The sequence below is a fragment of the Tychonema sp. LEGE 07196 genome (assembly GCF_963890365.1).
Classification (GTDB): domain Bacteria; phylum Cyanobacteriota; class Cyanobacteriia; order Cyanobacteriales; family Microcoleaceae; genus Microcoleus.
Window position 1 is genome coordinate 22,061 of sequence record NZ_CAWPRX010000161.1, and the last position, 13,139, is coordinate 35,199.

Consider the following 13,139-nt stretch of genomic DNA (forward strand, 5'->3'; position numbering starts at 1 on the left):
TGTGCGATTCTAGGGCTGGCTGATACCAGTATAGTTTGCGATTGCAGCAACAGAGTCTCCCCTCTAACAACAGCTAAGTCATTTCCGGCAATGCAATAAGCAAGAACCATTGCTTGAGAAACGCTCTAAGTTAAAAGCTACCCCCTAGCGGGAGAAGTTAAGGGATAACCAACTTTTTACCGTTATGAATACTAACAATTCTAATATTAACCCCCACAAAACCTTTCCTGAATCAGCCAGCCAGCACTCCCCTCAAATTAAAGAAGTGATTGCAGTAATTTTCCCTTTCCTCCCGGATGCACCTGCTGAAGAACATCCCTTCAAATTAAACGATATCGTAAAAACAGGCAACCAATACGGTATTGTTACTTCTCTCAACAAAACTGAAAAACCTGTGACAATTACTTGGGACGCAAGTCCCGGCGAAGATTCATTTTCTTGGACTTATAACCTCGACGAAATCCGCGCCCTCACAATCTCCCTCGTTCCTCAGTTTATCCCTAAAAAAACTGCTGGAGAACTTCCAACTTGCACAACCATCGTACTGGCTAATTCCGACCAGGTACAATTCAGCAATGCAACTCCTTTCAAAGTAGAATCCCTGACCGAACACCACATTCTCATCTCGGCTCTCGACCAATTGTATCACTTTCCCATCAACCTGTTTCCCGGCTACCCGACAAGTTGTACTATAGATATTCCTGCACCCCAGCAATTAAAAGACGCCCGCTGTTTGTCTGTCAATGAACTCAGAATCAGAGCTAAGACGCATTTAGCTCTTGAAGTGCCCGATAATTTCTTAGAATTCGCTATGCCGCTCCAAAAACAGCAGTTGAAAGAAAAGCTGGTTCGACAATTGAGCGAAGAAAATTACGAACTTCTCGACTTTGACATAGCTTGTGAAGAAGCCTGGAAGCAGCAGTTAGAAAACCTAGCCAAGAAACAAGGATTCTACGGATTTAGAGAGGGAGATTGCATTTTACAGCACCGAGAAGGATTTCAACGAATGGGGAGAGTCCAACACTTGAACGTTGAAGAGCCACGTCCATTTCACATCCAGTGGAACAGCGGAGAACTCCTAAGTTACAGCTTGAGAGAACTCAAAAGTTTGGGTATTGCCCGCATCGAACCTATTGTTAAATTATCGCCCAATGTGGCTTATCAAATTAGCGAAGACGGCTCCTACTTTACAGCTTGGATTGGGTTTCGTACTAAAGCACTAGCTAAAGCGTGGCTAATACCTGTCAAAAAGCTAGTCGGCAACTTGAGCAACTTAATTGAGTGCCAAATTTATGAACTTCAACATACAGGTTCTAAATATGAGTATGCTGTAGAATGTCCCCGACATAAAACATTAAACAAGCGTCTTGAAGCTTTGGAAAAAGTTGTTAAACTTGATTTAGAAAGGATGCCATTTAGGAGATGAGTGGGAAGTAGCGAGCACTCCGTAGGGTGTAAACGGTGCTTTTTTGCTGGTAGAAAAAACAGAAAAGTTTCCTATTTCTCTTAAAATTTTTATAACAGGACTTACGAATTATAAGGGCAACATAAGGGTTTGGGATTTGGAGTTTACTTGCATAGTCCTGGACGCATAAATACCAAAGAAACTGGGTTTTTCACTCCTATTAAAGACTCAAATGCAGTATTTTCCTAAAAAAACCCGGTTTTCGCGTAACGTAACTCCTATTGCAGAACGCAGTGAAAGCCAACACTTGTGAATGACAAAAAATCATTCTCGCTGCGTAAATAATGAGCGATTAAGAGGGATTATCGGACTACTTAATAAGCGTCCATTCCCCTCTCCCCTCAAGGGTAGGTTTTTTACAATTCAGAAATTGAGGGCAAGCAAGAGGCAAGTTTTAAAGGCATAACAAGTCGAAATCCGGGCTTTTTCGCTTATCCCTCTCTCCCTCTCTCCCTCTCTCCCTTGCCCGGAATCTAAAAAACCTACTCTTGAAAGACTTCCCCGTCAAGCTAACGCTTAATCAGAGATTGATAAAATTAGTAATGGACATTAACTAATGATTCAAGCCTTACTAGAACAACCCCAGAAACTTACACAATTTGCCTTCACACTCAAACCGCAACAGCAGCAAGCCCTTGACAAATTGAGAACCTTTCTAACCACTACCGAGTCATTCTTCTTGCTGTGCGGCTACGCAGGAACTGGAAAATCCACAATAGTCTTCCAAATTATCCAAGAACTCTTGAGTCAAAGCAAACGCATTGCCCTCACAGCACCTACTAACAAAGCAGTCGGCATCCTCAGAAAAATGGCAGCGGATCAAGGCATTTTCGGAGTTGATTTTATGACAATACACCAACTTTTAGGATTAGGCATGGTCAGAAAAGAACAAGAAAAAGCCTTGTCACAGACAAGTTCCAGCAGCCTTCACCTCTACGATATCATCTTCCTCGACGAATGTTCGATGGTTGGAAGCGAATTGTGGAAATGGATAGAACGCAATTTTGAACGCACATTCTTCAATCACCGCAAGCTAATTTTAATGGGCGACCCCGCTCAACTTAATCCTGTAGGAGAAAAAAAGTCGCCTGCTTTTAGCATTGCCAATAAAGCTGTACTGACCCAAGTTGTCAGGCAAGCAGGGGAAAGCCCTGTGCTCGATTTCATAACAGAATGCCGCTCTTTTGTCAATAGCAAAGCAGACATATTTTTGCCACACTCTAAATACAAAAAAGGAGACAAGTCAAACGGTGCATTCAAAGTTAAATCAGAAACGCTGCTACAATATGCCGTCAAAACTATCAATCTGGAATTTAGTCAAAATCCCGATCGCTTCAGAATTCTGTGCTGGACTAACAAACGAGTCAGATACTACAATCAGCTTATCAGAGAACAAGTCTACGGTCAAGCTGCACCCAGATTTGTACCGGGAGAAAGGCTAATTACCAAAAAACCCGTCATGGCACCCGATGGGAAAACCGTAATTTTGCCGACTTCAACGGAATTTACCGTCAAGGAAGTTGAGATTAACCAGCACGGAGGCTATCGAGTTTGGCTGCTAAAGATTGTGACTGATAACGGTTTCTTTCGGCAAATCTTTGTCCTGCACGAGTCTGAAAATAAGCGCTACCAGGCTGAACTTAAAGAAAAGCTAAAGAGTGCTAAACGCAATGGATTTCTTTGGAGAAAATATTACTGGTTCAAAGATGACTTGTTTGCTGAAATTGACAATTGCTTTGCTCTGACAATTCACAATTCCCAAGGCAGCACTTTTGATGAAGTTGGCATTGACGGGAGCGACCTTTTCAGCAGATTGTTAATCGGCAAAGATTTGAGCCGTCAACAGAAACTTAAAGAGTACCATCGACTTTATTATGTCGGTGCAAGCCGCTGCCGATATCGGATATTATTTGTTGCCCCCAATGACTCGTACTCAAACAATAAACTTCTCAAGTACAATGTAAACTTCTCAAGTACAATGTAAAGTCCTCAACTAATAGGTAAAGTCCTCAAGTAACAGGCACAGACTTTTGTGAAAAACAGTCAGTAATGCTCAACTTTCAGAAATTGTTTCCATCGGGACTTACGCTGCATTCCTTCTATTTTTACACTTTTGTAGTAGTAACGTAACGTGTGCCATCAGCGCTCTACAAGTAGAGTTTGTGCGTAAGTCCTATTTATAAAATAAGAAGAAAGAGAAACGGAAAGGCAAGGGGAAGCAGAAGGTAAAGATGAATAAAACACTTTAGTTGTGGGTTGATAGCAACGCTCAAAAAATCAATAAGCTGTTCGACATCTAAATTGCAATTTTTGTGCGGGCTTTCTGGCCCACCCACAAGAACTTTATCAACTTTTGACTGTGCAGTTTAAATGCAGAACAGCTTATTTGTATCGATCCGCACCGATTTTGATACAAAATGTCCATGTTTCAATCCTATGCTTTTAAGCGTGGGTTCCTTCCCATTTTCTTTCCCATTCTTTTTCCTCTAGCAATCCTAAATCGGTTGTGAACACATCGGGCTTCACCAATCCAGAGTAGGTTGGTATTAGTTCAGATGTAACTTATAAATTTTTGTGAATCATTTAGGATTGCTATATTCTCTTTCCCATTATCCTTCCCATTATCCTTCCCATTATCCTTTCCCTTATCTTTCCCCTTTCTCACTCCCTTTCTCAGGCACCATAACAAGTGCTGCTACCGCAGCGGCCAATCGCACCCCTGACACCAGACTAATTATGGCAAAATCTCGACTGACAGGAATACCGCGTAAAAAAGAAGTAGTGGAGACAGCAGTTAGGAAAAAACGATCGACTGCAACAGCAACTAATTCTGCAAAAACTGTGAAGAAATCAGTCAAAGCAACAACTGAAAATGACTCGGTTTGCGAACCATCAACAATCTCTCCACAAGAAACTGAAACTGACTCGGTTTGCGAACCATCAACAATCTCTCCACAAAAAGTAGAAGCCTTGCAAACTTGCACGAGTTTTGCAGAACTTCCAGCCGTCGGTGTTCCTTCTCTAGAAACATTGTCAAATGAGGCAATATTGCCTTCTTCTTCCCTTCTCCCATCAGCTATTGAAGTTGCCTGCGATTCAAGAGAATTCAACGATTACGTGCAAGCTCTGAAAGGCATCATTCCCAGCAATAGCAGCCATCCCATTTTGTCCAATATTTTGATTGAAGCTGATGCTGAAACTCAACATTTGCACCTGACTGCTTACAACTTAGAATTTGGAATGCAAGTGAGCTTTGGTGCGAATGTCAATCAATCTGGAAAGCTTACCCTCCCCGCACCCATACTTGCTGACATTCTGGGAAAATTTCCTAACGGCAGCCTTACCTTAAAGAGTTCTTCTGAAATTATTAAAGGAAGCGACGTTCCATCAGTCAGTGCCACTCTGAGTGCGTCAAGAAGCAAGCACGCCATTCGCGGGCTAGCTGCGGACGAATTTCCGGCTATCCCCAGCGTTCAACAGAAACTTGTAACGCTTCCTGCTAGCGTGTTAATTTCTGTTCTAAAAGCTAGCTTATTTGCTGTCAGTTCTGAGGAAAACAAACGCATTTTAACAGGAGGGAATTTTCAACTCAGTCACGACGCAGACAGAGGACTCGATCAACTGAGAGTTTGGACGACAGATGGGCATCGGGTAGCAATGGTTTTAGGATTGAACGAAAGCAGCAATTCCCATCTTTTGAGCAGTCAAATAGTTAATTTTACTGTCCCTGCTAAGGTACTCCGGTTATTGGAGCGTTCTTTGAATTCTGCTGACAAAGTTACGATTTACTATGAATGTTTGCCAGAGCAACCTAGTAATTTTGTCGCATTCGAGTGGAATAATTGGCGGTTGACAACGAAGTTGCTAGAAGGGCAATATCCAATTTGTGACCAAATTATCGCTCCCTATCGACCTGAATTTAGCCATCAAGTGGTGGTTGAGAGGCTGAGCTTTTTAAAAGCCTTAGAGAGGTTAGCTTCTCACAGCGACAAGTCTCACCTAACAGCTATTTTAGAATTCGATTTAGATGCCCAACAAGTGCGAGCATCACTCAACAATACTCTCAGTTCAGGAACTGAGACAGTTGATGCTAAACTATGGGGCTGTGAGTTTCGTCTCAAGTGCGACATCCGCTATTTGATTGATACAGCCAAAGCGATTTCCAGCTCTGATTTGCGGGTGTTAATGGCAACTCCTACCGCTCCCCTACTGATTGCACCGTTTGGAACGCCTGCGTCGGGTACAGAGGCTTTAGAGTGCGAATACATTGTCGCTCCGCAAGAATAATTGAAAGGTGGGGAGTGGTATCTAAATTTGATGCTCTCCCTTACCGCAATCGTATAGCCAAAATTACGCAGAGTGTTCGTATATGGTGTAATAGGAGGCCAACCCCCCCCGATAAACAGCCCCGTCTGTGGTGTTGCGTAAATTATGTATAAATCCTACAGATTATGAAGTGCTCTATCATCAGTTTGACGGGCCTCATGCCGTTCTTGTGCCGATCGCCCGGAAAGCCTAAAAATGGTTTACCGAAGCGTCCCCAATTCAGATCTAATCATCCCGCTCTCCTGCACAAGAGCAAATGCTGCTTCCCCCAAAATCCGGTGTGCGGCAGTCGTAGGATGAATGCCATCCCAAAACAAAAATCGATCGGGACTACCGCAAACACCTCCTCCCGATAAACACGCACCCGTCACATTTGTCAAGCCATATTTAGCCGGATTCGCGATCGCTTCCCGATAAAGCGCATTAGCATCCAGAGTCGCAATCTTTAAGCCAGAATGCTGTTGACTTAATACCTTAACCGTTCGCCTTAAACCCTGATTGTGTGCTTGTGTTAATGCAGTGAGCCTTGCAGAATTAACGCCTGTTCGCGTCGCCGGTAACTGCCCCAAATCTGGTAAATTTGCCAGCAGGATATTTTTGGCACCCACAGCAGCAAGAGATGCGATCGCCCTCGCCACATTTTCCACGGGAATATTCGCATTATTTGCCCCCTGCAAATAGTCATTCGCACCCGCCCACAGTACATACAGCGCATGAGGATTTGCCTGTTTTTGGGAGTTAGTCCATGACTGAACTTGCGCTAACAAACCAGGGACAAGGCTATTGCGATCGCTTCCGGTTGTTGCACCTCCATAGGCAAAATTAGTGACTCGTTCAGGCGGCAATTTCAGGCGCTCGGCAAGATACTCTACCCAAACTTTACCATTCGAGTAACGCCCTTGAAAGTAAGTCGATCGAGGCGGATATTGACCCCCGGTCGATCGAAACACCGTTCCCATATCCGAAAGACTGTCCCCAAATACATAGAGTTCACTGACAGCCTCAGAACTTTGAGCTGATAGGATAAGTGCAACCATAAAAGATAAAAGCGCAAGAATTACTGCAAAAAACTTTTTTTTCAACATTGTTAAAATTTTTAAATAACTATTTAATTTTAATTTAAATTGAGCCTTTTTTTGCCCTATATGTACGTTATAGCGAACGAATTGGCGATTAAGTAATTACAACAAAAACTCAGTTTGTTACCTCATAACTTTATGTTCATCATAAAACTAAATGTTATTTTTTATAAATTAATTGCTAATTCTTCCTCCCATATTTGAAGTTTTTGAAGTATAATAAACCAATGGTAATTACGCCTTTCGCCTTTCGCTATTTGTAATCAAAGCTCGCAATTAAGAATTGCAAATTAACAATTATGACTTGTTCAGTGAATGAAATTTTACTAATTGTAATTGTTGGGGATTGCAAATTAACAATTACGACTTGTTCAGTGGAAGGAACCTCTACAAATTGTAATTGTTGCGAATGGCTAATTAACAATTACGACTTATTCAGTATTGGAAGAACCTACTAATTGTAATTACGAACTTCGCATTAACAATAGTCCGGACAGTTTTTATATGGCCCAATGGCTTATTCTCGCTTGACTTTGAGCCACTGTGGATAATTAAATCAATGTCAGCTCCACCCCTGGCTTGCATTTAATTCGACTTTATTTATGATCCTTGCCCCGCGTAAGCTTGTAGTCTCGTTCCAAAAACTGTCCGGAGTATTGCATTAACAATTACGAATTATTTTGACACTTTTCTAATGGTATCTAGCTCATAGCGCTGTGGAGGGGACGTAACCGTACATATTTTGGGTAATTACCCCATAAAGTTAGGCAAGAGTCGAACAACCGGACGATCGATCGAACTGCTGCTGGGTAATGCCTCCCCTATCGGGGAATAGTCAGCAGAAGTATTCTAACCACTCAAAATGTACCAACCACTGCACCTCAAATACCGCCCCAAAAGCCTGCAAGAATTAGTGGGTCAAGACACAATCAAAACAACCTTGACCAATGCCATCACCTCCGACAAAATTGCTCAAGCTTACCTGTTTACTGGCCCCAGAGGAACAGGCAAAACCTCAACCGCTCGCATTCTTGCTAAATCCCTCAATTGTTTGAATAGCAAAAAGCCAACCGCCACTCCTTGCGGAGAATGTTCAAGCTGCAAAACCATTGACTCCTGTTCAAGCTTAGACGTAACTGAAATCGATGCTGCCTCTCACAATGGCGTGGATGATGCCAGAGAATTAATACAACACAGCAACTTTGCCCCAGCGCTGAGCCGCTACCGCATCTGGATTTTAGACGAGTGCCACCAACTCAGTACCAGCGCTCAAAATGCTCTCCTCAAATGCCTTGAAGAACCTCCGGCTCATGTGGTATTTATTCTCTGTACGACTGAAGCACATAAAGTCCTGCCGACAATTATCTCCCGCTGCCAAACTTTTAACTTCCGAGCCTTGTCAGTTGATGCTATTATCGGACAATTGCACAAAATTAGCTCCGCTGAATCTATTGAGATCGCAAGTGAGGCCATGCGGGCGATCGCTCGTACCTGTGACGGGGGGTTAAGAGATGCCCTGCAGTTACTTTCTCAGCTTTCACTGCTAAACTCAGAGATTACCCTAACTCAAGTTGCAGAAGTATCTGGCAGTATCAGCGAGCAAGAGTCGATCGCCCTTATCAAAGCCATTCATTCTGGCGATACCTTAAGCGTACTGCAATCTGCAAGAACGCTGATTGACAGCGGCAAAACCCCTAAACTTATTCTCAGCAGCTTGCTAGCAGCAATGAGAGATTTGCTGATTGTCAAATCAACGCGCCACTGCCAGAATTTAATTGCAGGGCCAGTAGGCTACTCACAACTGCGCTCGATCGCTCTTCATCTCGATTTTGAAACAATTGATGCCGCTTGTACACAATTGCAAAAATCAGAATTTCAATTGAGAACTAGCACCAATGCGGCTACCTGGTTAGAAGTCTGTCTGCTGAACTTGATGCTGTCAAGCAAACCAGCTGCCCCCGAAACGCGGTTGCCGGCAACTTCCCAATCTGATCGGCCTGACAAATTCGATCGAACCCCTCAAAAAATAGAGGCATATTCTCCTGACTTCGAGGCAACTTGGGCGCAAGTAGTAGCAGCAGCGAAACCAGGCAATCGCAGCCTCTTAAACCGCGCTCAAATTGCCGAACTTTCTGCTGATTCATGCGTGTTAGCAGTAGAAAGAAAATACGCAAAAAAGTTTCAAACTAACCTTGAATCCGTGCAGCGTATCGTTACTAAAGCTTTAGGCCGCTCTGTTACTGTAACTGTCAAACAACAGGAGGAGTTAGCAGCATGATTAGCATCCTAATTGGGAATGATGCCTACGCAATTGAACGAGAAGTTGAAAAGTTTAAGACTCAAACTCATCTTCTCTGGCGAGATTTCAACATCCACCGCTTCCATGCTTCTTTCCTGGATGCAGCCCTCTCTGCTGCTGCTTCAGTTCCTTTCGGCGGAGGAAACAAACTTATTGTCGTTGAAAATTGCGATTTCAAGCAATTTGGAGAAATGGGGCTAGAATTGCTGCAAATTTTGCCCCAATTACCTGCTACAACGCACTTAGTCTTCACTGCTGCTGTTATTGACAAGCGACTCAAGGTAGTCAAGCATTTGTTGCAGTTTGGTAAACTTAAGGAGTTTACTCTCATTCCCCCTTGGCGTACCGATTTGATTGAAAGTGCGATCGCTACTAATGCTAAACAGATGAATCTCTCAATTGCCAGAGATGCTGTCAGCTATCTAGCGGTAGCGATTGGTAACGATTCTGCTAGAAGAGTTAGTGAACTGGAGAAATTAGCCATTTATGCAGCAGGCGATCGCATTACGAAAGAAGCTGCTAAAATCCTCGTGCCAGCTAGCACAGCCAACTGTTTTCAACTTGCCGAAGCTCTTTTAAAAGGTCAAGCAGTGGCGGCAATTAAGGTGCTTGATGAATTGCTCTCTAGGGCAGAGTTTCCTTTGGCAATTATCGCGACTCTTCAAACTCAGTTTAAAACTTGGTTGTGGGTAAAAGCTACTCTCAATTCCGACCAACAACGTTCTGATAGTGAAATTGCTAGTATGTGCGGAATTAGTAACCCCAAACGACTGTATTTCCTCAAGCAGGAGGTTAAGGAAGTATCTGCGAACTTCTTAAGTCGATCGCTCTCCATTTTGTTTGATTTAGAAATTGCTCTCAAAACAGGAGATAAGCCTGACTCGATGTTGCCTGCTTTGCTCAGCATCACTCAACTCACTCACCTTAAATAACAGGAAAGCGCTGCTGAGTTAATTCGGCAGCCTTTCATTAACTGCCTTGTTAAAAAAGCTGTTGTTTCATTACTTATCCAAGTTATTTTTTAACATTTTTGGCGTAATATAATGTACAATAAGTCCAGATTTGTTGCCAAATTTTACTGGAACTAAAGTCTAAGAGAGTCGCTTGCATCGAGCGGACTAAATAAAGTTTTGCTCGCTTTCCGCTTACCATATTTTTTCTGTAAGGTAATTTCGTCAATGCGAGTTACAACCGACCCAGCAGGTGGAGTTGTATTGTTGGCCCGGATGCTTGGTGCAAGTCGTAGCTGTATGATGTGACGTTGCCAAATACATCTGTCATCGATTTGGCCTGTTCCAAGGCATCATAAACTACTGATTGACTGTTACCTTGGGAGGTTCTGATAGCGACGATTAGGTTCTCCGAATCCTCGTCGTATTCCATCGTTTAGGTGTGACTTTGACCATTGAGTCTAAATGTAGTTGTGGCGACTTCTATTTGACCGTATTGAGTCGGAATATTCGGAACATTCGGTGTCGAATTAGAACTGAAAGTTAACTCAAAACCCTGCATCGCACCAGTCGCTTCTGTTACAACTTATTAATTATCACTCAGAGCGATGGCTTTTTTCCTACATATTCAGGTATGCTGAGGAAATCAATAGCTATAAAAACCGACAATAAAATTGTGTTAAAATGTAAAGGTGTGAGGGTATGATTCCCGAATTTGATGAGAACGGCAATTTGCCACCAGGAGTGTATTGGGCCGAATGGGAAGAATTCAAAGATCGCTTTGGAATAACACCACTTCGTACTCGCATGATAGATGGTTTGCAAATGGCAATGGAGCAGCTAAAGGCAGCAGGATGCAGAACAATTTACATCAATGGTAGTTTTATTACTAGCAAACTAGCTCCTCAAGATTTTGATGCTTGTTGGGATAGAGAAGAGGTTGATATGAATTATCTGAAAACTCATGCTCCTCGACTGAGAAATTATGCAGATAGAGCCGCACAGAAAGCTCTTTATCGCGGTGAAATCTTTCCGTCCGACCAGCCAGTCGGTAGTTACGATCTAACTTCCTATGAATTATTTCAACGGGACAGAGAGCTGCATCCTAAAGGAATTATTGCTATAGATTTAGTAAGGTGGTCGCCATGATTAGAAATAAAAAGCAATATGAGTATACCCAAGAGTTAGCGAAAAGATGTGAATCTACGCTAGCCCAGTATGACGCCCAAGATGAAGAGGTGAAAAAGAACGATCCTTGGTGGTTAGTGATGCGTGAATCTATCCAAAGTCATCTGGATACTTTTAGGGCAGAAATAGCTGAGTATGAAAGATTGGTGGAGTGCGATCGCACTCTTGACCTCAAAATTGAAGTAGATTCGATTTTAGAGCTGCCAAGAGTCTTAATTAAAGCTCGAATTGCTGCGAAAATGACTCAAAAAGAACTTGCGGATAGACTGGGGCTGGAAGAAAATCGAATTAAGCAATACGAAGACTCAGATTATCAATGTGCGAGTTGGGTGGAAATTATCGATATTACTGAAGCTTTAGCGGTTGAGCTGAAAACAGCTAGTTTTGTGGTGGATTTTCAGGAGATGGAAGGGAGGAAAAGTTCTCTGGCTGAGTTTGTAGAACGACAGCGAAAGCAGTTAGAATTTAAAGCTCAGAGAGTCGAAAAATAGTCATTATTTATTGTCCAATACGGTTCATTTAAGGCAGTCTGTTCAGTAAAACGATGTGAAAAACAGACGGGATTGCTTTCCTACCCTTCACCGAACGCCTTCGGCGAACGGATCGCGAAAGCTAACGCGAAGACGCTCGCAATGACAAAAACAGTTAATCCAAGCGTATTGAGTTATTGTCTAGATATCGCAGCAGTTTTTGAGGGTACAATCGCACTCTCATCTCTATTTGTATAAACTTCCGAGCCGCAATAAACTTACCCACTCTCATCATTATTACACTTCCCAGTGAAAATTAGTTAACCGATCTACTCAAAAAACGTTTAATAGCAGCTCATCTTTCCTGCATCATCCAAACGAGAAAGCCCAAAATTTGCTCAACCGGAGGTAGTGGATAATCTGTAAGGTCAATGGACGCGCATTGCTCTTCTAGTTTAAGAAACCGCCAAACTGTACCGCTAGTTACCGTTCCGTAAATCGTCGATATCGGCTGTCGCTTTTGTTGGTTAAAGCGTTGAGCTGCAACCATTTCTGCAAGGCATTGCCCTAGAGCCGGTTTAAGGTCTTCTTTTTTGGCTGACACCAATACAACCGCAGGGGCTTTAATGTATAGTTGTTCCGGGGAACGACTCAGGAGAAAGTCAACATACCCTGTGAGTTCAGCCTCCGGTTCTACATTGAATTCCTCGCCTGAAAAAACGCTAATCAGTCCTTGAAGCTGGCGTTTTACTTCCAATAAAACCGGATTGATTATACCCTCAGAACGTGCTTTTTCGCTACTCACCGCGATAGCCCAGGGAATCGTTTCTTTAAGAATATCCTGTAGTAAAACACTAGGAGTCACTGGGAGGATTTCTGGTAAGAAACGCGAGCCTTCAATGATTGTGAGATGGAAATCATCGACAGCTTTGCTGAGAGTAAACTTACTGTAAGGCATAGGTTTATTATTCTTAATTGGATACTATAACACTTCTGGGTTAAATGAGGTACATCTGGTAATTGGTAAGCTGTCGCGTCTTTAAATTATATACTTCAATCCTTGTAGAAAAAGCGTAAAAATTTCTCCCTCTCTCCCCTTCTCCCCTTCTCCCTTTCTCCCCCTCTTCTTTGCTACATTCCAACCTTCAACTCAGAACTGCACTCTCTCCCTTTCTCCCTCTCTTCCCCTCATTCCCAACAGACACTTTAAATGCGTAGCAGTTTAATGGGCAGTTGACGCCTCACTTGCTTGAGAACCGCTATATACATAGCAAGTGTACTGTGTTAATGCTAGCGTCTCACGGGGCAGGGTAATCGCGCAGTGAGGTGGAAGTCTACCGCTTTGTTGGTTCCTGAACCAAA

10 protein-coding genes are annotated in these 13,139 nt (G+C 42.9%); 7 read left to right on the top strand and 3 right to left on the bottom strand.

Annotated features, from left to right (window positions below; all coding sequences use genetic code 11):
• Positions 1 to 184: 184 nt before the first annotated feature.
• From AACV78_RS18580 to dnaN, 3 genes are all read left to right on the top strand, one after another.
• A complete protein-coding gene (locus tag AACV78_RS18580; RefSeq protein WP_194008891.1) occupies positions 185 to 1,426 on the top strand; it encodes a hypothetical protein in 1,242 nt (413 codons plus the stop codon).
• Between the two features lie 595 nt (positions 1,427 to 2,021).
• Positions 2,022 to 3,449 carry an ATP-dependent DNA helicase gene (locus tag AACV78_RS18585; RefSeq protein WP_194008892.1) on the top strand — a complete coding sequence of 476 codons (1,428 nt, stop codon included), beginning with the start codon at positions 2,022 to 2,024 and terminating at the stop codon, positions 3,447 to 3,449.
• 752 nt (positions 3,450 to 4,201) lie between these two features.
• A complete protein-coding gene (gene dnaN, locus AACV78_RS18590; protein WP_194008893.1) occupies positions 4,202 to 5,752 on the top strand; it encodes a DNA polymerase III subunit beta in 1,551 nt (516 codons plus the stop codon).
• A 239-nt stretch (positions 5,753 to 5,991) separates the two neighbouring features.
• On the opposite strand, the gene AACV78_RS18595 is transcribed toward dnaN, so the two are convergent.
• On the bottom strand, positions 5,992 to 6,828 hold the full coding sequence (locus AACV78_RS18595; RefSeq protein ID WP_228042337.1) for an SGNH/GDSL hydrolase family protein: 837 nt from the start codon (positions 6,826 to 6,828) through the stop codon (positions 5,992 to 5,994).
• 904 nt (positions 6,829 to 7,732) lie between these two features.
• Between AACV78_RS18595 and dnaX the strand changes: the two genes are divergently transcribed.
• Together dnaX and holA are read left to right on the top strand one after the other, a co-directional pair.
• Positions 7,733 to 9,148 (top strand): DNA polymerase III subunit gamma/tau, encoded by a 1,416-nt coding sequence (gene dnaX / locus AACV78_RS18600; protein ID WP_194008895.1) that lies wholly within the window; start codon positions 7,733 to 7,735, stop codon positions 9,146 to 9,148.
• The gene (holA, locus tag AACV78_RS18605) at positions 9,145 to 10,101 is read left to right on the top strand and encodes a DNA polymerase III subunit delta (RefSeq protein WP_194008896.1); all 957 of its coding nucleotides are present in this window, start codon (positions 9,145 to 9,147) and stop codon (positions 10,099 to 10,101) included. Before dnaX ends, holA begins: the two co-directional genes overlap by 4 nt.
• A 253-nt stretch (positions 10,102 to 10,354) precedes the next feature.
• On the opposite strand, the gene AACV78_RS18610 is transcribed toward holA, so the two are convergent.
• Positions 10,355 to 10,552: a hypothetical protein gene (locus tag AACV78_RS18610; protein ID WP_194008897.1), complete on the bottom strand. Its 198-nt coding sequence runs from the start codon at positions 10,550 to 10,552 to the stop codon at positions 10,355 to 10,357.
• A 269-nt stretch (positions 10,553 to 10,821) separates the two neighbouring features.
• On the opposite strand from AACV78_RS18610, the gene AACV78_RS18615 reads away from it, so the two are divergent.
• A complete protein-coding gene (locus tag AACV78_RS18615) occupies positions 10,822 to 11,268 on the top strand; it encodes a DUF6932 family protein (RefSeq protein WP_194008898.1) in 447 nt (148 codons plus the stop codon).
• Positions 11,265 to 11,798, top strand: a complete 534-nt coding sequence (locus AACV78_RS18620) for a helix-turn-helix domain-containing protein (RefSeq protein WP_194008899.1) — start codon at positions 11,265 to 11,267, stop codon at positions 11,796 to 11,798. The genes AACV78_RS18615 and AACV78_RS18620 overlap by 4 nt, the downstream gene beginning before the upstream one ends.
• A 334-nt stretch (positions 11,799 to 12,132) precedes the next feature.
• Here the strand turns inward: AACV78_RS18620 and AACV78_RS18625 are convergent, their stop codons facing one another.
• Entirely contained in the window at positions 12,133 to 12,735 is a 603-nt protein-coding gene (locus AACV78_RS18625) for a CBS domain-containing protein (protein WP_194008900.1), read from the bottom strand.
• Positions 12,736 to 13,139 lie beyond the last annotated feature (404 nt).